General features: G+C 44.2%; 25 protein-coding genes. 15 read left to right on the top strand and 10 right to left on the bottom strand.

All coding sequences use genetic code 11. The annotated features are described in order from the left end of the window. Positions 1-128 precede the first annotated feature (128 nt). Positions 129-974 carry an STAS domain-containing protein gene (locus tag LLY41_RS19310; protein ID WP_095244282.1) on the top strand — a complete coding sequence of 282 codons (846 nt, stop codon included), beginning with the start codon at positions 129-131 and terminating at the stop codon, positions 972-974. A 42-nt stretch (positions 975-1,016) separates the two neighbouring features. Here the strand turns inward: LLY41_RS19310 and LLY41_RS19305 are convergent, their stop codons facing one another. Further along, on the bottom strand, positions 1,017-2,705 hold the full coding sequence (locus tag LLY41_RS19305; protein ID WP_095244283.1) for a hypothetical protein: 1,689 nt from the start codon (positions 2,703-2,705) through the stop codon (positions 1,017-1,019). Between the two features lie 301 nt (positions 2,706-3,006). Between LLY41_RS19305 and LLY41_RS19300 the strand changes: the two genes are divergently transcribed. The 4 genes from LLY41_RS19300 to LLY41_RS19285 all read left to right on the top strand — a co-directional run bounded on the left by LLY41_RS19300 (position 3,007) and on the right by LLY41_RS19285 (position 5,624). Next, on the top strand, positions 3,007-3,831 hold the full coding sequence (locus LLY41_RS19300; protein ID WP_095244284.1) for an MBL fold metallo-hydrolase: 825 nt from the start codon (positions 3,007-3,009) through the stop codon (positions 3,829-3,831). Positions 3,832-3,889: 58 nt separating this feature from the next. Further along, complete coding sequence (locus tag LLY41_RS19295; protein WP_095244285.1) at positions 3,890-4,432, top strand: DinB family protein; 543 nt, start codon at positions 3,890-3,892, stop codon at positions 4,430-4,432. Further along, on the top strand, positions 4,425-4,946 hold the full coding sequence (gene lepB / locus LLY41_RS19290) for a signal peptidase I (RefSeq protein WP_095244286.1): 522 nt from the start codon (positions 4,425-4,427) through the stop codon (positions 4,944-4,946). Before LLY41_RS19295 ends, lepB begins: the two co-directional genes overlap by 8 nt. Before the next feature lie 84 nt (positions 4,947-5,030). Beyond that, entirely contained in the window at positions 5,031-5,624 is a 594-nt protein-coding gene (locus tag LLY41_RS19285) for a histidine phosphatase family protein (protein WP_095244287.1), read from the top strand. A 107-nt stretch (positions 5,625-5,731) separates the two neighbouring features. Here LLY41_RS19285 and LLY41_RS19280 read toward each other — a convergent pair whose 3' ends face one another. The 3 genes from LLY41_RS19280 to LLY41_RS19270 all read right to left on the bottom strand — a co-directional run bounded on the left by LLY41_RS19280 (position 5,732) and on the right by LLY41_RS19270 (position 8,713). Further along, positions 5,732-6,784, bottom strand: a complete 1,053-nt coding sequence (locus tag LLY41_RS19280; RefSeq protein WP_304586231.1) for a DUF4179 domain-containing protein — start codon at positions 6,782-6,784, stop codon at positions 5,732-5,734. Then, entirely contained in the window at positions 6,781-7,350 is a 570-nt protein-coding gene (locus tag LLY41_RS19275; RefSeq protein WP_304586230.1) for a sigma-70 family RNA polymerase sigma factor, read from the bottom strand. The genes LLY41_RS19280 and LLY41_RS19275 overlap by 4 nt, the downstream gene beginning before the upstream one ends. Positions 7,351-7,453: 103 nt before the next feature. Continuing rightward, complete coding sequence (locus LLY41_RS19270) at positions 7,454-8,713, bottom strand: ATP-binding protein (protein WP_304586228.1); 1,260 nt, start codon at positions 8,711-8,713, stop codon at positions 7,454-7,456. A 290-nt stretch (positions 8,714-9,003) separates the two neighbouring features. Between LLY41_RS19270 and LLY41_RS19265 the strand changes: the two genes are divergently transcribed. Together LLY41_RS19265 and LLY41_RS19260 are read left to right on the top strand one after the other, a co-directional pair. Further along, positions 9,004-11,091: a catalase gene (locus tag LLY41_RS19265; RefSeq protein WP_304586227.1), complete on the top strand. Its 2,088-nt coding sequence runs from the start codon at positions 9,004-9,006 to the stop codon at positions 11,089-11,091. A gap of 357 nt (positions 11,092-11,448) precedes the next feature. Beyond that, on the top strand, positions 11,449-12,312 hold the full coding sequence (locus LLY41_RS19260) for an AraC family transcriptional regulator (protein ID WP_304586226.1): 864 nt from the start codon (positions 11,449-11,451) through the stop codon (positions 12,310-12,312). Positions 12,313-12,355: 43 nt separating this feature from the next. Here the strand turns inward: LLY41_RS19260 and LLY41_RS19255 are convergent, their stop codons facing one another. After that, on the bottom strand, positions 12,356-13,870 hold the full coding sequence (locus LLY41_RS19255) for a glycine betaine uptake BCCT transporter (RefSeq protein ID WP_095244293.1): 1,515 nt from the start codon (positions 13,868-13,870) through the stop codon (positions 12,356-12,358). 140 nt (positions 13,871-14,010) lie between these two features. On the opposite strand from LLY41_RS19255, the gene LLY41_RS19250 reads away from it, so the two are divergent. The 6 genes from LLY41_RS19250 to LLY41_RS19225 all read left to right on the top strand — a co-directional run bounded on the left by LLY41_RS19250 (position 14,011) and on the right by LLY41_RS19225 (position 18,727). Continuing rightward, positions 14,011-14,493, top strand: coding sequence for a DinB family protein (locus tag LLY41_RS19250; RefSeq protein WP_304586225.1), 483 nt, complete (start codon positions 14,011-14,013; stop codon positions 14,491-14,493). Then, positions 14,474-15,274, top strand: coding sequence for a GNAT family N-acetyltransferase (locus LLY41_RS19245; protein WP_304586224.1), 801 nt, complete (start codon positions 14,474-14,476; stop codon positions 15,272-15,274). The genes LLY41_RS19250 and LLY41_RS19245 overlap by 20 nt, the downstream gene beginning before the upstream one ends. A gap of 134 nt (positions 15,275-15,408) precedes the next feature. After that, positions 15,409-15,960 (top strand): cupredoxin domain-containing protein, encoded by a 552-nt coding sequence (locus LLY41_RS19240; protein WP_095244295.1) that lies wholly within the window; start codon positions 15,409-15,411, stop codon positions 15,958-15,960. Then, positions 15,953-16,591, top strand: coding sequence for a cbb3-type cytochrome c oxidase subunit I (locus LLY41_RS19235; RefSeq protein WP_304586223.1), 639 nt, complete (start codon positions 15,953-15,955; stop codon positions 16,589-16,591). Before LLY41_RS19240 ends, LLY41_RS19235 begins: the two co-directional genes overlap by 8 nt. Then, a complete protein-coding gene (locus LLY41_RS19230; protein WP_304586221.1) occupies positions 16,513-17,418 on the top strand; it encodes a cbb3-type cytochrome c oxidase subunit I in 906 nt (301 codons plus the stop codon). Before LLY41_RS19235 ends, LLY41_RS19230 begins: the two co-directional genes overlap by 79 nt. An 85-nt stretch (positions 17,419-17,503) precedes the next feature. Next, complete coding sequence (locus tag LLY41_RS19225; protein ID WP_304586219.1) at positions 17,504-18,727, top strand: MFS transporter; 1,224 nt, start codon at positions 17,504-17,506, stop codon at positions 18,725-18,727. 35 nt (positions 18,728-18,762) lie between these two features. Here LLY41_RS19225 and LLY41_RS19220 read toward each other — a convergent pair whose 3' ends face one another. Together LLY41_RS19220 and LLY41_RS19215 are read right to left on the bottom strand one after the other, a co-directional pair. Next, positions 18,763-19,719: a calcium/sodium antiporter gene (locus LLY41_RS19220; protein WP_304586217.1), complete on the bottom strand. Its 957-nt coding sequence runs from the start codon at positions 19,717-19,719 to the stop codon at positions 18,763-18,765. A gap of 69 nt (positions 19,720-19,788) precedes the next feature. Continuing rightward, complete coding sequence (locus LLY41_RS19215; protein WP_304586216.1) at positions 19,789-20,517, bottom strand: DUF3784 domain-containing protein; 729 nt, start codon at positions 20,515-20,517, stop codon at positions 19,789-19,791. 106 nt (positions 20,518-20,623) lie between these two features. On the opposite strand from LLY41_RS19215, the gene LLY41_RS19210 reads away from it, so the two are divergent. Together LLY41_RS19210 and LLY41_RS19205 are read left to right on the top strand one after the other, a co-directional pair. After that, entirely contained in the window at positions 20,624-20,848 is a 225-nt protein-coding gene (locus tag LLY41_RS19210; protein ID WP_095244300.1) for a hypothetical protein, read from the top strand. A 70-nt stretch (positions 20,849-20,918) separates the two neighbouring features. Then, the gene (locus LLY41_RS19205; protein ID WP_251170227.1) at positions 20,919-21,527 is read left to right on the top strand and encodes an exonuclease domain-containing protein; all 609 of its coding nucleotides are present in this window, start codon (positions 20,919-20,921) and stop codon (positions 21,525-21,527) included. A 41-nt stretch (positions 21,528-21,568) separates the two neighbouring features. Here LLY41_RS19205 and LLY41_RS19200 read toward each other — a convergent pair whose 3' ends face one another. The 3 genes from LLY41_RS19200 to LLY41_RS19190 are packed head-to-tail and all read right to left on the bottom strand — an operon-like array spanning position 21,569 to position 23,247. Further along, positions 21,569-22,822, bottom strand: a complete 1,254-nt coding sequence (locus LLY41_RS19200; protein ID WP_304586211.1) for an ATP-binding protein — start codon at positions 22,820-22,822, stop codon at positions 21,569-21,571. A 39-nt stretch (positions 22,823-22,861) separates the two neighbouring features. Next, positions 22,862-23,059 (bottom strand): YwbE family protein, encoded by a 198-nt coding sequence (locus LLY41_RS19195; RefSeq protein ID WP_095244303.1) that lies wholly within the window; start codon positions 23,057-23,059, stop codon positions 22,862-22,864. Beyond that, positions 23,059-23,247, bottom strand: a complete 189-nt coding sequence (locus LLY41_RS19190; protein ID WP_095244304.1) for a hypothetical protein — start codon at positions 23,245-23,247, stop codon at positions 23,059-23,061. The genes LLY41_RS19195 and LLY41_RS19190 overlap by 1 nt, the downstream gene beginning before the upstream one ends. Between the last annotated feature and the right edge of the window lie 29 nt (positions 23,248-23,276).

The raw sequence follows: 23,276 nt of genomic DNA, 5'->3' as shown, positions 1-23,276 counted from the left end.
CCGGGAACAGGGGCAGACCATCAGTATCCGGACAGCAGGGAAATAGCCAGGAGCTTAAAATCGACACTTTTATATCCCATCGGTTAAAATATTGATATTGAAAGAACAGTCGGTTAGGGGAGACAGGCATGCATCGTAATCATGATCTATATCAATTTTTCCTTGAGAAAACGTGGGATTTAACTGAAGAATGGTATAAAAGCGTAAATAAAGAAGAGAGCGGCGGAGTGTATGCCTCGGAAGACCCCGCTGTGATCGAAGGCGTAAAAAAGCAAAATTACGAATTTCACAAGAAGTTCTCCGAAGTGTTCCATAAAGATGAAGAATCCTTCTTTAATGATTTGGAAGTCTGGATTGTCAATGTGGCGCAGGATGATGAACATCTCCGCACACCTCTTGAGATGATTCACAAGGAGTTCTTTAACACTCAGGAACAGTATTTGAATCTGCTTGAGCAGTTCCTTGAAATCAATCAGGGCCAATATGATGACAAACATATCGCCTTATGGCGCAGGATGATCATCAGAACCATTGGGGAAATAGTTACCTGGTTCACGGAAGAGTATAATAACCATTCCCAGAAGAGGCTGCAGGCTCAGCAGGCTTTAATCCTTGAGCTCAGCTCCCCGGTCATTTCTTTGACAGAAAATATCGCACTTCTGCCGCTTGTCGGGGATATTGATACAGCACGAGCGAAAATCATGCTTGAAAATACACTGCAGCAATGCAATAAATTAGGCGTCAGCCAGCTGTTTCTTGACCTTTCAGGCGTAGTCATGATCGATACAATGGTAGCCCATAAGCTATTCCAGCTGATCGAAGCGCTAAGCCTGATCGGCGTAAAGACCACAATCTCCGGGTTAAGACCGGAAATTGCCCAAACCGCAGTACAGCTTGGGCTGTCTTTTGATCACGTCAGCATCAAATCCACGCTATCGAGTGCCATTAAATCAGCGAACATAATCGCAGGTTAATAAAAAAACACGATGAAGAATGTCTTCATCGTGTTTTTGCATCTATTCCAATCCTTTAATACTCATTTCCTTCACAGGCAGGAATGCCTCACCTGTATCCAGATAGTTAACGCTGACCTGATCACCGTCCTGCAGGTAAATGGCCATCGGCACGGTTTCAGATGAAACCACATAGCTTTTGCGGTTGTCCAGAAGGAATGATACAACGGTGAAATCACCGGATTTCTCCTTATACACCCGCACCACAGTACCGCTTATCTGTTTTTCCTCTGCTTTCGAGCTTCCGTCAACCGTGCCTCCGCCCCGCTGCAATGCGGTTTTATACAAACGCAATGCTTCATTTGGCGTTGTGCCATAGGCGGAAATTTCCGGATTGGCAGCTGAAACAATGAAATAGTTCTGCAGGAATCCGTTGGCATCCAGAACAGGCGTCAGCCAGCTCGCTTCACCGTAGAAGTTATACAGAACAGGCATTTCGCCGCTCCATTTCTTCTCAATGAATTTTTTCTCAATAATCTGGAGAGCACCCTGCGAATCCATATAAGATTCTTCAAGATTGCCTGTAAAGAAGGTCGCTTCGCCCGTCCTTGAATTTGTCAGAGAATAGCCAAGCATCGAGTCAACGCCTTCTTTTGGACTCGTAAAATCAGTGAAGTAGTACATGTCGCCATTTTCATCAAAAATAGGGCTCACATTGGCTTCTGTTCCCTCATCAGATGGAAGCCTTACATCAGACTTTCCGAATTTGCTGTTCCAGAAGCCATGGATATAATTTCCGAAATAGCTGTTCTGCAGACTGACCGTCTCAGGGGAAACTGCTCCATCAATAAAGGCCGGCACATCCGCAAGTTTATAAGACTTTGTCTGTCCGTTCAGCGGGTCAACCATGACTACCCCTTGAACATCAAAACCGTTTCGCGCCGATATAAACTCACCATACGAGCGAATATAAAACGGCTTTCCGTCGTCATCCACTTCCAGCTGCACTTCTCCGTAAAAAATGGCTTGCGGATACTGCATCCGGATATGGCGCTCTATATTTTTATTAAAATAAGAGGATGGTGTGTACACCATATCGCTCTTCATGAATTTTGGATTAGCTGAGGAATCAGTCGCGCTAATTGTAAAATAGCCTGGTGTCTTATCCCCATTCAACCATTTGAAAAAGCCCGAAAACTCAACAGGCGCAATATATACATACTCTCCATTGACTTTCTGGATTTGCAGGCTGCCAAGTTCATAATAACTTGTGTTAGGAACCTGCCCGAAAGCCTTCTTCATCTTATTGCGCGCAAACTTAGGCGGCACGCTCGCCGGTGTTTCTTTTTCATCAAACGTTTCAATCTCCGTTTTTTCCTTCATTTTGGCACTTTCATACTTATCGTCTGCATTAAACAGGAAAGCTGTCAGAAAGAAAGCCCCTGCAGCTAAACTAAGGACAAACACACCCATTTTGATCATACGCTCCCGGCCAGTCGCGAAAACGGCCCCGATTACAGAAGCGATAACCGCGAACAGCCACAAGCTGGTCAAGTTACGGTCCAGGTTGGTTAAATAATACACGGCAAAAACAAGCAGCACAGATAAAGCAGCTGTGGCGGCCATGATTCCGGTTCCCATTTTCCTGCCTTTGTTTTCCTTCGCCTTTTCCTTCGCTTTATAGCTAAACGGAATAAGCAGGATTGAAATCGCCAGTCCGGCGATGAGTGAAAAAATAAATATATTTCCCATAATGAATCTCTCCTAAATTAAGTTCGTTAGTATCCTCTACGGATGAAAATAAAAAAAGTTTCAAAAAGCTGATCCTTAAGTGTTCTTGTGCCTCAGGACTGCATAATCCTTAAAAGGAAGGATTTTTCTGCACCGAACCCGAATAGGAATAGGATTCCATTGTGAAGTAGATTTATTAAGCTTAAAGTATAAGTCCTCAGTCTAAATCTGTAGCCGGTTTCAGCCGAAACGTCGATTTAACAGAACGTTTCCAGCAGTAAAATGGTTAATATAACCAGTATGAGAAACGGAGGCATTATTTATGGAAAAATATATATGCAAAACGTGCGGAACGCAATTTCCACCATGCGATCAACAGCCTGAAAGCTGCCCGATCTGCATGGAAGAGCGCCAGTATGTTGGACCCGGCGGCCAAGAGTGGACTATTTTACATGAAATGACGGAAAGCCAAAATTATACGAATGAAATAAAGCGGGAGGAATCCAATCTTTACAGCTTGAAAACAGCTCCGGAGTTTGCCATCGGCCAGACAGCTTATCTTGTTCAGCATAACGGTTTTAATCTAATGTGGGATTGCATTACCTATCTTGATGAGTGCACGATTGAAGCCATCAAAGAACTGGGCGGGATTAGCGCGATTGCACTGTCCCATCCCCATTATTACTCAGCACAAGTTGAATGGGCGGAAGCATTCAATGCGCCGATTTATATCCATGAAGACGACAGGGAGTGGGTAATTAGGGAAAGTGATCACATCATTTTCTGGAGCGGAGAAAGCCTTAAGATTCATGATGGCCTGGTCATCCACCGCATCGGCGGCCATTTTAAAGGCGGTGCTGTCCTTCATTGGGAAAAGGGGAATGGGGGCAAAGGCGTCATGCTTACCGGCGACATCATTCAGGTCGCTGCGGACAGGGATTGGGTCAGCTTCATGTACAGCTATCCGAACCTCATTCCGCTTCCCGCTGAAACAGTTGAAAGGATGGCCGGCAAAATCAGACCACTGTCATTTGACCGGATTTACAATGCGTTTCACAGAGTGGTAGAAAAGGAGGCAGACCTTGCAGTGCAGCGATCAGCCGAACGGTATGTTAAAGCAATCAGGGGCGAGCTTTTTCAGACCTGAAGTTGGCTCTATGGGTGAAAATTCAGTAAAATAAGGTAATAGAATGGGAGGGAACGAGATGTTAAAGAAACCTGGATTGGATGAGTATGCACCATATTATGAGAAATACGTCAGCTCAGTACCGGAAAGGGACCTTCTGCAAATCCTCGATGAACAAATGAAGGAGACAAACAATCTGGTAAAAGACCTGAATGAAGACCAGGCACATTTCCGCTATGCTCCGGAAAAATGGACGGTTAAGGAAGTGATCGGCCATATTACAGATACTGAACGTATCATGAGCTACCGCCTGCTTTGCATTGGCAGAGGGGAGAAGGCTGAGCTGCCGGGATATGATGATAACCAGTATGTAAAGAATGGCAAATTCAACTCCTTCAGCATTGGGGAGCTTTCAGTACAGCTGTCCCAGGTTCGCCAAAATACGATTGCTTTACTGAAAAGCCTGGATGATGAGGCATTGCTGAGGCGAGGGAATGCGAACGGCACCAGAGTTACCGCCAGAGCCATTGCCTATATCATTGCCGGACATGAACTTCACCACCGCACCTTAATCAAAGACCGGTATATGGGTGCAGAAAGCTTTGGTGTAGCACATGAATAAGCATGAAATAGCGAGCTGGCTCAAGTCCCTTTTGATTGCCTTTGGAATCGCACTGGTCATCAGAGTCTTTCTTTTTTCACCGTACTATGTGGAAGGAGCCTCCATGGATCCTACCCTTCATGACGAGGAAAAAATATTAGTAAATAAATTAAAAGAACTGAACAGAGGCGATATTGTCATCATCAGGGGCGATGAAAAGAACTATGTCAAGAGATTAATAGGTTTCCCCGGCGATGAACTGGAAATGAAGGAAGACCATCTGTATATTAACGGCCAGCAATGGGATGAAGACTACCTTACTGAAAATCGCGAAGCAGCAGAAGGAATTGTCAGCAAACTGACCGGTGACTTCGGTCCTCTCACGGTTCCGAGTGATCACTATTACGTCATGGGGGACAACCGCCTTGTCAGCCTGGACAGCCGAAATGGGCTCGGTTTTATTGAGAAAGAGCGCATTATTGGCGTCAGTGAATTTGTCTGGTATCCTTTTACAAGCATGAGGAAAGTAGATTAGCTACACGGGCGGCAAGCACCGCTCTTTTTACTTAGATAAGGGAACACCTGAACAATCTATTCAAAAGAAAGGATGTTTTTACATATGACAAAAATCGGATTGATTAGACACGGGATTACAGCTTGGAACAAGGAGGGGCGCGCACAGGGAAGCTCGGATATTCCTCTCCATGAAGAAGGATTGGCCGAGGCAGAACGCCTGGCGGAACGGGTTAGCGGCGAAAACTGGGATGTAATTTACTCCAGTAATCTCTTAAGGGCAAGGCAGACGGCAGAAGCCATTCAGAAGAGAAACGGCTCCATTCCCCTTCACCTCGATCCCCGAATTAGAGAAGTCGGCGGCGGAATGATTGAAGGCACAACAGAAGCCGAACGACTTGAAAAATGGGGCCAGAATTGGCGTGAAATGGACCTTGGTTTCGAGCCGAAAGAAAGTGTTATGGAAAGAGGGCTTGGCTTCCTGCAGGAAATTACAGAAAAGCACCCGGGCGAAAACGTGCTGATTGTAAGCCATGGCGCCTTCATTCGCCATCTGTTAAGAGAGCTGGTTCCGCAGACAGACCTATCCACTCCGCCGAAAAACACATCTATCACGGAACTGTTAATAAAAGAAAGCAAGTGGGACTGTGAGCTTTATAATTGCACGAAGCATTTGGAAGCGGAGCAGATAGAATCATAATGAAAAAAGCATAAGCAAAAGAGGCCGGACAGGCGGAATCGCAGCCTTTTCCTGAGAGAAAATAAAAGCCTCCCCGAACCGGGAGGCAAAGCTTACCAGTACATATTTTAATTTATTTTCTTTTTATCTTTACTTAAGATCGTCAGCTCATATGGGTCATTTCGAATATCTTCTGCTTTTTCATGTGTTTGTAAGAAGCTCTTGATTTCCTCTTCAATGCGTTCTGCCAGCACCTTTGCGTCCGGATCATCTGCTTTCACGGATGTTTTCACCTTTATTTGCAGCGGGAGAGGATGGAACGAGTATGAAAACCCTTTTACCTTGAATTCTTTGTTTTCCATCAAGCCGCTTGCGATGACGTGAATGACTCCGGCTTCATCCCATTGCTGTTCCTGTTCTCTGGCTTCCATATCAATCTGTCTAATGTCATATTTGAACCCCTTTCCATATTCACTTGAAATGGAATTCAATAAACTATTAAGCTCGTCAGTCCTTTCTTCGGTCTTCGGAATAGCTACAAAAATGTATTTCTCAATTTCATTTATCCTTGCCTGAACTGGGAAGGCCATCGTGTAATTATTCGCTTCAAGCGCTTTAATGATTTTTTGTTCCAGCTCCAGGCTGTCAGCTTGCTGCTTTTTCATTTCAGGGGTTTCTTCTGGTATCGTGTTATCATGTTTGTCCCTTTTTATTCTGATATCATACGCACCAAAGTTATGATCTTTTAATGAGTGGCTGAAGGTTTTTTTTACATCTCCTTTAATGCTGTTTACATCCTCCTTTGTTCCTCCAAGCCAGACGGTTAACTCTTTATCGGGGATGGAGGCATCCATTCTTCTCAAGTCATAGCGATGCTTATTAGCAGTATCACTAATGACATCATATAAAGCATATTTGTATTCTTCCTGTTTTATAAATACGCTGAAGTAAGGAATCTTGGCGGCTACCTTTGCCATTCCGGGAGAAAAATAAGCTGTCCCGATAAAAAGAATGAACAAAGCTGCTGCAGCTGTGCCTGCATAAGCCCATCTCTTTATCCGGCTAATTCTTTCTTTCTTTTGAAAAGAATAGGAGTTAGGTCTTACAGCTTTTAATACCATTTCTTTCTGTCTATCCTCGAATCGAATTTGATTATCTGGGTATTTAAAATGATTGGTCATGTCTGTTCATCTCCCTTCTCTGAAAGAACGTCTTTTAAGGAATTTCTTGCCCGGTGAAGCCGCGATTTGACTGTATTCATATTTAAGTTCAGGAGGTCGGAAATTTCGGCAAGCGTTAGATCTTCATAATAGTGAAGGATAATGACTTCACGCATTTTCAATGGGAGCCTAAGAACTCTGCTATACAGATCCTCCTTATTTTCTATGTGAAGCAGCTCAGTCTCAACAGAATCCATTCGATCTGCCAGCAGGGATCCAATCCATTCTTTATAAAATAAATTTTTATAAGACCAGCTTTTTAAAACATCCTTGCATTTGTTGACAGTGATCCTGTAAAGCCAGGTTTTATAGGCAGCTTTCTTCTGAAAACCTTCAAGGTTCTGGTAGCAGCTAATAAAAACTTCCTGAGATACGTCTTCAGCCAGCTGCTTTTGTTTTAAATAGGAGAAGGCAACCCTGATAACCATGTCCCCATATTTATCCATTAGCCAAATAAGCTTCTCTTCTTTGGACTCTGTATCGGATTGAAGGGGCGGCCCTTGATTGTCTGTTATTTTTACCAGCATGTTTATACTCCTTTCGTTGGTAACACTTAGACGAGGGGTACTGGCTCGAGGTTCCATAAAAATTGGAAAAAGAAAAACAGCAGTGTTGACCCTGCTGTTTCTTTTAGACCTTATGTATTTCCGACTTATAATTCGGAAAAGTAAAGCTGAAAACAGTTCCTTTATCGACTTCGCTTTTGACGCGGACATTGCCATCCATGGCTCTTACAATACTGAATACGACCATCATTCCAAGGCCGGTCCCTTTGGAGCCTTTAGTAGAATAATAGGGTTCTCCCAGGCGCTGAAGCTGTTCTGGAGTCATGCCCACGCCAGTGTCTTTTATTTCGATGGTGATTTGGCTGCTGCTGTAGTGCGTTTCTATGTATAATTGCCCGCCGCGCGGCATAGCCTCAATTGAATTTTTAATTACATTCAAGAAGCATTGGTGGAATTTTTGCCGATCTCCCTTAATAGATCCGAGGAGGGAAAAGTGGGCATTGATTTCGACGGAATTCTGGTTGGCTGTCGGTTTTAATATATTCAATACCTGCATGAGCTCTTTTTTTACATTGATCTCCTCGATCTTATCCAAGGATGGCTTGGAAAAGGTTAAATAGTTCTGGATGACCTGCTCCGCTGATTCCAGCTCAGCCTTCACAATGTTCAAATATTCCACCCTTTTTCGCGGTTGCAGCCGCTGCTCCTGCAAAAGCTGAACAAATCCGATCGCGGCTGTCAGGGGATTGCGGATTTCATGGGAGATGGCTGCACCCATTTGCTCGACAGCTTCAAGTTTTTCGGCTCGGACGAGATTCTCACGCATATCCAGATTTCTTTTAGCAAATTCAAATACATATGTAATCATAAAAACACCCAATGGCGGAATCATCAAATAGGCAAACCAGGCATCGAACCGGTTTTGTGGCGGCGCGCTTAGTTCCATTACTATGACCGTCAGTACACTTAAAATCAGGGTAATAATAACCGAAAAGCGAATCCTTTTTCGGGGCACCTGCTTCCAAAACCAGGGGTAGAGCTTCCAAAGAATAATTCCCAGGGGCAAATATAAAAGAATATTAGAATAAAACCCAGGCTCTATTCCATAAAAACTTCTCATCAAAATCACAGTTCCGGCCAATGCAAGGCCAATCCCCGCATATAAACCGCCGATGATGACAGGTATCAATCGTAAATCAAAAAAATAATGGGGGCTTGTCTGATAGGAAAACTGAAAGCATATCCAGATCATAAACAAAAGCCATACAAAAGAGCAGCCTTTGGAAAACCGGAATTTAGAACTTTTTTCCGCCCATACAAGCACAACAAACAAGATAACGATCAAAAGCGATAGATTAAAGAAAAGATGCTTGGTAATTTCCATCGTTTCACCTGCCTCTTCGTGAGGTTATAAGAAAATTCTATATTGTTTTACTATTATTGACAATACTCATTTGCTTTTTTTATATAACATTGTCAGAAAAAACAAAAATTTGGCAAGCTAAAGAACCAATTCCTGTAAAAAGTAAATGAGTTTTCTTTTGAATTAATCGGAATGGTCCCGCTGTTTTCTTTTATTTTGCTGTTTACCTCCTTTGATGTAGGGTACTTCAATTGTAGATACATACGTAATCCAGAAGCATTTGCTTCTTAAATATAAGGAGGAATGAACATTTGAAACAGGATCCGAAAAACAAAGGTGTAAATGAACACAGCAAGGACAGGCAGCTTGAGGAATTCCGCATGGATAACGCAGGCAAGAAACTGACGACGAATCAAGGGGTAAAGGTTTCGGAGGATGAGCATTCACTGAAAGCAGGTACCCGCGGACCGACCTTGATGGAGGACTTTCACTTTCGGGAAAAAATGACGCATTTTGACCATGAACGCATCCCTGAACGGGTTGTTCATGCCCGCGGGTTTGGCGCACATGGCTATTTCCAGGTGTATGAATCCATGGCAGAATACACCAGGGCCAAGTTTCTGCAGGACCCATCTGTCAAAACCCCGGTCTTTGTCCGGTTCTCAACCGTTGCCGGCTCCCGGGGCTCGGCAGACTCTGTACGTGATGCCCGCGGATTTGCCACCAAGTTTTACACGGAAGAAGGCAATTACGATTTAGTCGGCAATAATATCCCGGTATTCTTCATCCAGGATGCCATTAAATTCCCGGATCTCGTTCATTCATTCAAGCCGGAGCCGCATAATGAAATGCCGCAGGCTTCAACGGCCCATGATACGTTCTGGGATTTTGCAGCCAACAATACGGAAACTGCCCACATGATCATGTGGACAATGTCAGATCGTGCCATTCCGCGCAGCTACCGCATGATGGAAGGCTTCGGTGTTCACACATTCCGGTTTGTGAATGAGCAGGGCAGGGCACGATTTGTAAAGTTTCACTGGAAGCCGGTTCTGGGCACGCATTCACTTGTTTTTGACGAAGCCCAAAAGCTTGCCGGAAAGGATCCGGATTTCCACCGCCGCGACCTTTGGGAAGCCATCGAAATGGGAGACTACCCCGAATTTGAGCTGGGTGTCCAGATGATTGATGAAGAAGATGAATTCTCCTTCGATTTTGATATTCTGGATGCAACAAAGCTGTGGCCGGAGGAAATGGTCCCGGTAAGGATTATCGGAAAAATGACCCTGAACCGCAACCAGGATAACGTGTTTGCTGAAACAGAACAAGTCGCGTTCCACCCTGGGCATGTGGTACCTGGCATTGATTTTTCAAATGACCCATTGCTGCAGGGCCGCCTGTTTTCCTATACAGATACACAGCTGATCCGCTTAGGCGGACCAAACTTCCATGAGATTCCGATCAACCGTCCTGTATGTCCATTCCATAATAATCAGTATGACGGCTATCATCGCATGACCATCAACAAAGGGCCGGTTGCTTATCATAAAAACTCGATGCAGAATAATGATCCAAGCCCTGCTACAGCAGAAGAGGGCGGCTATGTTCATTATCAGGAAAAGGTCGAAGGGCGCAAGGTGCGTCAGCGGAGCGACAGCTTCAAAGACCACTACAGCCAGGCGAAATTGTTCTGGAACAGCATGTCCGAAGTAGAAAAGGAGCATATTATCGAAGCATTCCGCTTTGAAGTTGGCAAGGTGCAGAACAAGGATATAAAGCAGCAGGTTGTCGATATGTTCAGTAATGTGGATCTTTACCTGGCTGAACAAATTGCCCTTGGTGTCGGCGCGAAGGTGCCGGATGCGGCGGCAGAATCCAAAGTCACGCTTTCTTCTCCGGCATTAAGTCAAATGAATACAGTCAAATCAGCTAAGACCCGGAAAGTAGCCATTCTTGCTGATAATGGGTTCGATTATTCAGAAGTCAAAAGCGTAATGGAAGCCTTGAAAGCGGCTGGAATCATGCCGGAGATTGTCAGCAGAAACCTGGGCATGATTAAAGGTGACGGCGGAGAACTGGAAGTTATGAAAACCTTCCTGACTTCTCATTCCGTGATGTATGATGCCATTTATGCTGCCGGCGGCAAAGAAAGTGCAGAAGCGCTGAAAAAGGTGCCGCAGGCCAGGGAATTCGTCAGTGAAGCCTACAAGCATTTTAAAACGATTGCGTTTGGCGGCGAGGGAGCGGAATTGCTGCCTCCAGAAGCCTTAAACATGCTGGGGCAATCACAAACACTCTCTGATATGGGGATTGTAGAAATCAGAAGCGGAGATACATCCTCCAGTGAGAATTTAATCAATACGATTGCCATGCACCGTCATTGGGGACGTGCCATATAAAATGCATTTGAAGCCAGCTGCCTGTTAACGGGCGCTGGCTTTTTTCTGCTCTTCTGATTAAATTAGTATCACCGAAATAATGAAAGGTATTTGGCCGGTAAATGCTTCATATTGGCCGGTATTTTCTTGAATTTGGCCGGTAAAACAGTATAATTGGCCGGTAAATCCTCCGTTTCGGCCTGTATTATACTGTTCTGCCCCTGCCCGACAGCAAACAGCATTAAAAATTCCCCATTCAGCAGGTATTCTTCGCCTAAAATAAGAATTCTTTAATATTCCGCCTGCCAAAACAAAGCAAAAAATGACAGGCAGCCAAAAAAAGATAAAGATAAGATATACATAAGGGAGTGATCAGTAATGTCATGGGTTGAATCCCTGCAGAAGGCTATTGATTATATAGAGGAGCATTTGCTGGATGAGGATTTTTCAATCCAGAAGGCTGCGGAGGCAGCAAACTCCTCCGTATTTCATTTTCAGCGCACATTCGCTATTCTGACAGATATGCCAGCCGGCGAATATATCCGGAAAAGAAAGTTAACTCTCGCTGCACAGGACCTGTTCCGTACAGACCTTAAAGTGATTGATCTTGCTTATAAATACGGCTATGACACTCCCGAAGCTTTTACAAAAGCTTTCCGCAGGCAGCATGGCATCACTCCAACAGAAGCCAGAAATTTTTCCGGAAAGCTGAAATCCTATAACCGCCTGGTGATCCAGGTGAGTCTGAAAGGGGCAGAACCAATGCAATACGCAATTGTCGAAAAAGAAGCTTTTCAAGTAGCCGGTATCAAGAAAGAGTTCAGTTTAATTAATGAAGAAAATCTGGCAGGCATCCCGAAAATGTGGGATAAAGTGAATAGTAACGGAACCTCTGATAAGCTGTTCAAGCTGAATAATGGGGATATTAAAGGTCTTCTAGGCGTGTGTGTGGATAATCGCAGCCAGAAGCCTGACAGCATGGACTACTGGATCGGGGCAAGCTTCAAAGGTGATAAGCCTGACAGCTTCGACACCCTGGAAGTTCCGGCCTCCAAATGGGCGGTGTTCGAAGTACATGGTGCCATGCCGCAAGCCATGCAAAACACCTGGAAAAAAATCTTCTCGGAATGGTTTCCATCAAGCGGTCATGAACATGCCGCTGCACCCGAACTGGAAGTGTATACTGCCGGTGATGCATCCAGCCAGGATTATTATTCAGAGATCTGGATTCCGGTAAAATAACAATTTAAAAACCTGCAGATGCCAGATCTGCAGGTTTTTGCATCTAAACCTTCTTCTTCGGGATCTTCCCAATCCCAAGCTCCCTGGCTTCTTTCTGCAGAGCTTTGATCAGACTGAAGGTCATTAAAGCCATGATAACGGAAAAAGGAAGAGCTGCTGCAATCATTGTATTCTGCAGTGCCTGCAGTCCTCCGGAATAAAGCAGAACCAATGAAATGGCAGCCAGCATTATACCCCACACCAATTTAATCTTGTTGCCTGGGTGATGTGAGCCATTTGTTGTCATCATACCCAGGACATAGGTGCCGGAGTCGGCAGAGGTAATAAAAAATGTGCAAATAAGCAGGATGGCGATGATCGACAGCACCGTTCCCATCGGCAGGTTGGAGAATACGCCAAACAATGCTTCCTCAGTAGCCAATTCAGAGATCTTCGCTGTGCCCTGATGCTCCTGCATAATGGCTGTTCCCCCAAAAGTGGCAAACCAGATGAAGCCGATGAGTGACGGAACAAGCAGAACCCCAAAGACAAATTCCCGGATCGTTCTCCCTTTTGAAACACGGGCAATGAAAATGCCAACGAACGGCGCCCAGGCAATCCACCAGGCCCAGTAAAAAATCGTCCAGCCATTAATCCATTCCCTGACCTCCGGATTCAGCGGCGCAATCCTGAGGCTCATGCCGGGCAAATATTGAAGATAGCTTCCAAGTGTATTGGTGAATAGGTTCAGTATAAATAATGACGGTCCAAGAAAGAACGCCAGAACAAATAGAACAGCCGCAAGAATCATATTGGCATTGCTCAAAATTTTGATGCCTTTTCCCAGTCCTGAAAGAGCTGAGAGGACAAATAGGACCGTAACGATCACGACAATGATAAACTGCACTGTGAAATTGACAGGAAGGCCGTATAAATAGGACAATCCGCCATTAATCTGTACAGCTCCAAACCCCAGTGTTGTTGCCACACCGATGACGGTTGCTACTACTGATAGAATATCAATGACTTTTCCTGTAACCCCCTGTGTACGGTCTCCCAATATGGGCTTTAAGGTGGCACTGATTAAACCGGGTTCCCCATGACGGAAATTAAAGTATGCCAGCACAAGCGCAACAATTCCATAAATCGCCCATGCATGGACACCCCAATGGAAGTACGTATATCTCATCGCATTCTTAATCGCCTCGTCCGTCCCCACAGCACCGCCGGTTGGAGACCCGACTGCATAGTGATAAATCGGTTCTGCTGAACCCCAGAAAACCAGCCCGATTCCCATCCCCGCACTGAACAGCATCGCAAACCAGGTAGGGCGGGAAAATTCCGGTTTATCATCCTGCTTCCCAAGCTTGATTCTTCCTAAAGGGCTGATTAAAAAATATAAACAAACAATGACAATAAACGAAACAAGAATCAAATAATACCAGCCGAATTTATCGGTGATAAAAGCCTGCAAATTGGCTGTAACGCTCTCCAGTGAATCCGGGACAAACACACCGAATAAAACAAGCAATAATAAAATTCCGACCGATATATAGAAAACCATTAAGCTATTCTTCACATGCAATCCCCTTTCTTCTCATGCTGCTTCCTTTAGGATTCAATATATGGTTAGTAATTATGCGGCGGAAAAATAAATTTGCAGGAAATTCCCATATACTGACGAAATTCAAAGGTATCTGGACAAGGAGGTAAGTGAATTTGCTGACATTATTCCGCTATAACTGGCAAGTGCGTGATGAGTGGTTTGAATGGTGCCGTCAGCTCTCAGCCGAAGAGCTGAATGCCAGCCGGACTGGAGGAGTTGGAGGCATTCTGGAAACCCTCTTTCATATAGCAGAAGTAGAATACAGCTGGATTTGTGTGGTACAGGGCAAGGAAGTGAAGGATCCTCTGTTTTCCGACTATGCCCAATTGGATAAAGTAATGGCACTCTCTGAAGAATACCGGCGGGGATTAGAACGCTTTTTTAAGGAGGAATGGCCAGTCCAATACAATGAGTTTGTTACACCGCCATGGATGGAGAAGCAATATAAAAAGGGAGACATCTTGAACCATGTGATTGCCCATGAAATCCATCACATTGGACAGCTGTCAGTTTGGGCAAGGGACCTGAATCTCCCGCCTGTATCAGCCAATTTGATCGGAAGGAGATTAATTAAATATGATCAGACAACTTACTGAACAAGATCATGAAATGTGCTTTAGTCTTTTAAAACAGCAGCCGGCTGAGAATCTGTTCATTATTGGAGATATTGAAGCATACGGCTATGAACAGGACTTTCAAAAGGTGTGGGGGGACTTTGGGGAAGACGGCAAATTAAAGGCCGTTTTATTAAAATACGAAGAAAATTTCATCCCCTATGCAGCAGGAGACTTTGACGCCAAGGGATTTGGGGAGAAAATGCTCGAGGACGCGAACTTTGGAATGATGTCCGGCCTGAAAGCTGTAACGGCGAAAATTGAACCTTATGTTTCTCACCGCATAAAAAGAAAGCGGGAAACCTATTATGCAAAATGCATAAAGTTAAATGCTGAAGGTGTTGAAGTTTCAGCAGTGTGCCAGGCTGGTCCTGAAGATGCAGAACAGCTGGTGGAGCTTCTGAACAGCATTCCTGAATTCAGCGATTCAGCCATTACTGTTGAACGAAAGCGCAGGGTGCTAAAGGATGGCTCATCCCGTTCCTTCTTTATCAAAGAGGATGGAAAGATGGTCAGCACTGCTTCAACAACAGCTGAAAATTCCCTTTCAGCCATGGTTGTAGGGGTAGCAACAGACAGTGAATTCAAGAAGAAGGGGTATGCCACTCAGTGCATGGTCAAGCTCTGCCGCCAGCTTCTTTCGGAAAATAAAGAGCTGTGCCTGTTTTATGATAACCCGGCAGCCGGTGCAATCTATAAACGCATCGGATTTGAAGATATAGGTTTTTGGATGATGTACACGATAGAGAAGAAAATGCTCTGAAAAATCCAGGGCATTTTTTTTGTGAAAAAATTTTAAAAAAATCGTCGAATAGGACATAAATCACCGAATTAATTTTTACGCTTCCATAAAATAGGGTTTGGGGGATTGTTGAATATTTTATGGGAGGGGTAGAAATGTATCAGCTTATCGCAATGTATGCAACTGTTTTCTTTGTTTTCCTGCTGGCGCTGGCTTTTGCGTTTGTTTACGGTGAATCCAAGCGCAGCGGTGAATATAGCGCCATTCAGGAAAAAGGATATAAAATCAGGAAATTCTATTTTCTCGGACTTATTGCCGTTATGGCTTTTGCCTCTGTTATGACGCTTGGCAGGCTGCCGTATGACCGCAATCAGGCAGAAGCGGAAGGGTTTAGTGAAACGAAGGTAGTGAAGGTAACTGGAATCCAATATGCGTGGGAGATGAGTGAGGAAAGGTTTAAGGCTGGGGATAAAGTTCAATTTGATGTGACAGCCTCGGATGTTACCCACGGTTTCGGCTTATATAATGAAAAAATGGAGCTTGTCGCACAAACTCAGGCCATGCCTGAATATACCAATACCGTATATTATACATTTGAAGAGCCTGGAACGTATCAGATATTATGCCTTGAATACTGTTCAACCGGACATCATGTGATGGTCAAAGAAATTGTTGTAGAACCGGAAGGGGGAGCATCTGATGAATGAAGGCATTCACCCTTTAGCCAGGAAAGCAGTGATATGGCACCTGGCAGTGACTGCACTTGTTATAATTCTTATGATGATCTTTGGGGTCATTATGCTGATGAATCAGGGGGAAATGATCAGCATCACACCGCAGTGGTTTTATAAAATCATGACTGCACACGGTACAGGCATGGTTGGCATCGCGGCTTTGGGCGGAACGGCCATCCTATGGTACTTCCTGTCTAAATACGTAAAGCTTAACCCTGCCATCCTCATTGTAAACTTTGTCCTTTTTTTAACCGGAGTCACAATGGTTCTCATCGCTATTTTTGTCTTTGACTTTTCCGATGGATGGACGTTCTTATATCCGCTTCCTGCCCAGTCAGCCAAAATGTACGGGATTGCAGGGGCAGTTTTCTTCTTATCTGGCATGCTGATTCTCGGCATTGGCTTTTTACTTCTGTACATGTACCTGGCTGCAAGACTGACAGCAGTTTATGGAGGCCTTGGAAAGGCGCTTGGATGGGATATCATTTTTAGGGGAAGAAAGGATACGGACCGCCTGCTGCTGTCGTGGCTACAGCCATGGTCATCATCACCAACTCGACTGCACTGCTGGCAGGGGCCACGGTGCTGGCCGCATCACTGGTGAATATTATCAATCCGGCCATTACGATAGATCCGATGCTTGCCAAGCATCTTACCTATGCATTCGGCCATATCTTTGCCAACTGCACCATCTATATGGCTGTTATTGCCGTTTATGAGGTCCTGTCAGAATATACAAAACGGCCTTGGAAAGCTAATAAAGTTTTTCTAATTGCTTGGAACTGCTCGACACTTTTTACCTTAATGATTTATACGCACCATCTACTGATGGACTTTGCAGTGCCAAAATGGATGCTCATCATTGGACAGGTGTTTTCTTATGCAAACGGCTTGCCCGTTATGGTCGTTACGGCCTACGGAGCACTGATGATTGTCTACCGCTCGCGGATGAAATGGGACTTTGCTTCAAGCCTGTTTTTCCTTTCCATGTTCGGTTGGGTGGCAGGAGCCATTCCGGCCATCATTGATGCCACCATTGTTGTCAATCATGTGATGCATAACACGAAGTGGGTTCCTGGCCATTTCCATACGTATATGGGAATGGGTGTAGTCGCTATGATTATCGGATTTATGTATTATTTCAATAAAACCGAAGGCAATCAGCAGCACAGGGGAATCGATACATTCACCATTGCGCTCTATTTTACGTTTTTTACGGGTCTCGTGGGCTCATTCCTTTATGCCGGCGGAATCAGTGCTCCGAGAAGATGGGCAGAGCACCTGCCGCAGTGGGTACTGTCCGACCAGATAGGCGCTGTCAGCGGAATCTTTATCGTTCTGGCTGCGATCATCTTCACCGCAAGGTTTTTTGCCGGTTTAAGAAGTGTTGGCACGAACGTACCTTACAATAAAAACTCAGCTGCTGGCTGATTGCTGAATGCTCTGGAGTTTCTCCGGGGCATTTTTTCATGTTATACTAATAATTGGAAAAACTCTAAATATAAACAGGTGATCTATGAAACAATTTAATTGGAAAATATCATCATTACTGCTGACGGGGATTGGAATTTCCAGGTTGGGAGATTTCATTTACCTGATTGCTATTAATCTAATTGTCTATGAAATGACCAAATCGGCTGCCGCTGTGGCAGGCTTATGGATTATCGGCCCTATCACTTCCGTTTTAACCAATTCATGGAGCGGGGGCATGATTGACCGGAAGAATAAAAAGAGCATCATGATTTGGACGGATGTGGCCAGGGCACTAGGTGTAGCGCTGATACCGTTTCTCGGAAGCATCAGCTTCATTTATGTAGTCCTCTTTCTGATCAGCATAGCGAAAGCCCTATTTATGCCGGCTTCCGCCACGTATATAACCAAGCTGGTTCCAATCGAAAGCAGAAAAAGATTTAACTCTATCAACAGTCTTGTGACTTCAGGCGCTTTCATCGTAGGGCCAGCCATCGCCGGCGGCTTATTCTTGATTGGAACCATTGAAACAGCCATCTTTCTAAATGCGGCTTCTTTTATTTTTTCAGCTGTCATCATTTGGCTGCTGCCGGACATGGATAAAGATTTGGGGGAGGCTTCAATCAAAACGTCAGCCTATGAAACGCTCCGGGATGATTGGAAGCAGGTCATTGCGTTTGGCAGGAGAGAGGCTTTTTTCATCTCTGTCTACGGATGCTTCCTGGCATTTGGTTTGTTCTCTCTCGCAATGGATTCGCAGGAGGTTGTTTTTATCCAGGATGTTGTCGGGCTGACAGAAGCGGACTATAGTTTCCTTGTCAGCATCACGGGAATCGCCTTTGCGGTGGGAGCTCTCTTTATCACCATCGCTTCAAAAATGCTTAGTATTAAACAGCTCATGGGCTATGGCATGCTTTTGGGTGCTGCAGGCTATATGATTTATGCATTGGCAGACTCTTTTATTATGGTTGTTATTGGATTTACTGTACTCGGCATTTTTAATGCCTTTTCAAGTGCGGGATATCAAACCTTTTACCAAAATAATGTGCCTGTTGAAATCATGGGCAGAATGACAAGCGTGATCGGTGTCATTCAAAGCTTTACGCAGATTATCTTGCTCATGGTTATCGGTGTTCTTGGTGACCTGTTTACGCTCCGCTATACGATTGTCATTTTAGCAGTCCTGAATTTACTTCTTTCTCTATATGTCTGCCTGCAGCTTTTAAAACCCGGAAAGCAGCAGTATTTTTCTGAAACAACTTCCGCTTAAAAGGAAATGCCGATCCTAAAGGACCGGCACTGTTATTAATTCCGCATTATGATATAAATCAAATAAATAATGTAAGAGGCTGCGAGAATGCCCCCTTCATATTTACCAATGGCATAATGGCTTCTTGAAAAGATAAGGAGCACGAATGTAATTAAAATTAAGATCGTAATATCGATGAACATTTTAGGGTCTACAGGAAGTGGGGATATGGCAGCGGATGCTCCAAGGACGAAAAGGATGTTAAAGATATTGCTCCCGACAATATTTCCTAAAGCAATTTCACTCTCTTTTTTTATGGCAGCAGCGACAGATGTCACCAGTTCCGGCAGAGAAGTCCCGATAGCAACAATCGTTAAACCGACTAATGTTTCACTCATCCCCAAAGAAAAGGCAATCTCTGTACTGCTTCTAACAACCAGGTCACCGCCAAAAATAATGGCAGCCAATCCGGCAATCGTCAAAAGACTTTGCTTTGTCCATTGGGCGGCACTTGTTTTGACAGGAGCAGACTCCGTGCTGCTTCGGCTCTCACGGGCCACCTCAAATAAGTAGTACATGAATACAGCAAATATTAGCAGCAGCACAAGGCCATCACTGCGTGAAACCACATTGCTGCTGATAGAGTCAAGATATGTATCACTGATGAAAATCATAAGAGCGGCCGTGGCAAGCAAAGTAAAGGGAATCTCCTTGCGGATGGTTGCACTTTCAACTTTTAAAGGGAAAAGCATGGCGGTCACACCGACCACCAGAGTGATGTTAAAGATATTACTGCCGACAACATTTCCTATAGCCACATCGGCATTTCCATCCAGCGCAGCGAGAATGCTGACAGTGGCTTCAGGTGAACTCGTTCCGAATGCAACGATTGTCAGCCCGACAAGCAGTGGGGAAATCTTTAGAAACCCTGCAATTTTTGAAGCGCCATCCACAAAAAAGTTTGCCCCTGCAATCAATAAAGAAAATCCAATAATTAAAAGTAAATATGACACCTTTACGAGTCACCTCTTGTTTTTACTGTGATTATCCATTTATGGATTCAATCAAAAGCCGTTGCGGCTTCATTTGATATCTGTTTGTTCTTTCATAACCTTATACCAGCTTTCAGTTTCTGCGGAATCTTTGCTGTTCACAAAGATCTGCTCATTTTTAAGATCAATGTACAGAATCGGCGTATGGCCTTTCTGTATGAATAATAAGCTGCTGCCATAGCCTGTCACTTTAAAATGTCCCTGTGAAAGGGTGGGGAGGCCGATTCCATTCTGCTTCCAGGTTACCTCAGGCATCTCCTTCAATAATTGAACAGACTGAATATCCCGATATTCCCATTCGTCTCCGTACATCCCGGAGATTTCAAATGAATGCTCTGCTAATGCCATTTCATAGCCTTTATGGCTGGAGACAGTCAGGTAAGTGAGGGGGACAAGCGTCACTATAAAAATAATGAGAGCAATAATATAACTTCGTTTTCTTTTAGCCGGCACTTCATATCTCGATAAATAGATTAATCCTCCAAGTAAAACAATCATCATAAAGCCGAATTGCACTTCCATTGCAAATCTGAATTCGGTAAATGATAAAGGCAGAAGCACCAGCATCCCGATAGCGGTGCCAATGAGCAGGCTGCCGGTTTTTTGCGGATAACCGCTGTTAATTAATTGTTCTTTTTCGATCTCAGACCGCGAGGCGAAACCGGAAATGAGCCAGTAAGCTTTTTTGAATCGTACAGCCCATCCCAGAATCAGGAAGAGCAGGATTACAGAAATTTGAGTAATGACAAGTCCAATCATGGCAAAAACCTCCTTGCTATTCTTTACGGATAAAGCGTCCATTTTGTTTCGGTTTTGGTATAATAATAAGACAGATTTTTAGTTTTATATATGAGGAGGCACATCCTTGAAAAACAAAAACATTTTATTTTATATATTGGTGACGCTATTGATCACTACCGTTGTCAGCATTGTCATGGGCTACCACAGCTTCGGCTTTGGGGTAGGCTTTCTATTCGCATTTTTGTCTCTTTCAACAGGATATTTCTATTCCATGAAAAACCGCGAATACATGCACCAGAATTATCATGCGGACTATGTAGATCGCCTGAAAAATGATAAAAAAATCTAAGAGCGGTTCCGCTGGCTTTCAGCACTCCTCTATTATATGCTTAATTTAAAATCTATAGAGGAGGCAGGCCATGAAAAACGAGGAAAAGTTGGGATTGCTGCTGGATGTGGAGACCACGGGGCTTGGACCAAATTCCGATGAAATCATCGAACTGGCATTAAAGCTATTTTCCTATCGTGCCGACACAGGGGAGATTCTTGATATAAAGGATAAATCCGCCTTCCTGCGGGAGCCCATCAGCAACTCGGCCAAAAACAATTACAGCCGTGCATTCAGAGTCCACGGTATTCCCTATGAAGCGGTCAGCGGAAAATACTTTGATGATATCAAGATTAAAAAATACTTTTTTCACGCTGATTCGGTTTTCGCTCATAATGCATCCTTTGACCGCAGCTTTTTATACCGGATGTACCCTGAAGATATTAACGAATTAAAATGGTATTGCACAATGAGAAGTGTTCCGTGGAAGGAATACGGCTTTGCAGACAGCAAGCTGCTCACCCTTCTTCAATCCCACCGGATCGCGGATAGTCAGACACACCGCGCCATGGATGATATTACATACCTTTTAGAACTGCTGAAAAAAACAAATCCGGCCGGTGACTTCTATCTGCGTGATGTTCTGGCAAAAGGCCCGATGAGGAAATACCAGCCAGCAGCCCAGGGCCGGCTTGGCTAAAAGTCTATACAGGAAAAAGAGTGCATCCGGCACTCTTTTTCTTATTCATTCTTCAGCAAAGGAAGGGTGATGTTGACTGTCGTCCCCTTGTCGATTTCACTATCATACTCAATCGTTCCCTGCATTTCACGAATGATTTTGTTCGTCACCATGCTCCCCAGGCCTGTTCCCTTAGTTTTCGTTGTGTAAAAAGGCAGACCGATATTTTGTAATTGCTCGGATGTCATACCCCGCCCATTATCCGCAATCGTTACTTTAACCGTATTAAGAAAATAATCTGGTGAAGTATCTATAGAGATTCTTCCTTTTTCCTGAACCGATTCAATGCCATTCTTGATCACATTCATGATGGCCTGTTTCAGGTGATCTTCATCACCCCTCACATAAAACGGCCCTTTATTCCCGTACTCAATCACTACATTTGAATAAGAAGCAAGCGGCCTCATGAGCAGGACGCAATCCTGGATCACCTCATGCAGGGGGACATTAGCCAGATGGAACTGTTCGGGCTTTGAGACTTTAAGATAGTTGGTAATGATGCTGTTTGTGCGATCCAGTTCTTCAATTATGAGAGGGGAGAACTTTTTAAAGTTCTCATCCGCCGTATCCTGGCTCAAATATTGAATGAAGCCCCTCACAGTGGATAAAGGATTTCTAATTTCATGGGCAATCGAAGCTGCCAGCTGGCCGACCATTGTCAGCTTATCCATATACACCATTTCACTGATCTGTTTATTCGTTCTGAATAGACTCTCAATTATCAGTATTAGAGCAATGAAAGTCAGGTAAAATGCTGCGAAGTAGGTCAGATAAAAAAAGGTGTCCAGAAACATGACGGCTGTCGCAAGGATGGCTATATACAGATAAAAATAAAAAAAGAGAATAAATGAGCCAGTAATCACCCGGTGTTTGGAATTAAGAAACACCCTCCTAAAGGAAAATGTAATCACAAATGATAAAATAGATACCAAAATTCCAATATAAATAAACTGGCCGCCTATTACATAGCGGCTAATGACGGTGCTCAGCATCACAATGGATCCCGGCAGCCATCCAGCATACAGTGTCACAATCATGATCGCGACCATGCGCAAATCAAAATGGGTTTCCCCCAGTGTTTCAATGGGGTAAAACATACACAGAAGTGCCCCGAATGAGCCAAGCAGGCCATATATCAATTTCTGCTTAAAGGTAAGGGGTGCCTTTGTCTGATAGGGAAAAAGCAAATTTCCGTTAAACGTAAATGAGAATAGTATCGTAATATTTACCAATAAAGGTTTAATCAGTGTAACCAATAGTCTCCTCCGTGAGTTATCAAATTAAAAGGCCGCTTCTTATGGGCGCAGGATTTGTTTTACCCGGCCAACCTGCCCATCTTCAAGCCTTACTTTAATACCATGCGGATGGGAAGGGGACTTCGTTAAAATGTCTTTCACAATTCCTTCTGTCAGCACACCTGTCCGCTGATCCTTTTTAAGAACGATCTTCACTTTTAATCCTGGCGCTATGGCAGCGCGATTCTGACCCTCCATTACACACCCGTCCGTTTCCGCTGATTATTGGTCTTCTTAGTCTGCTGGCTTTTCAGCGCTTTCGTGGATTTAACCGGAGCATTATTGAACGTTCCGCCTGACTGACCCTGCTTTTTATTCATTAGCTGCTGTTTCATTGCTTCTTTAAGGCTGATTTTCTTTGGTGCATTATCTTCTATATTAGTCATGTTAGAGTCTCCTTTATTTACATATCCCT

This window comes from Cytobacillus firmus (assembly GCF_023612095.1).
Taxonomy (GTDB): Bacteria; Bacillota; Bacilli; order Bacillales; family Cytobacillaceae; genus Cytobacillus.
Note: the sequence above shows the minus strand (reverse complement) of the source record. Positions and strands in the feature narration are given on the sequence as shown.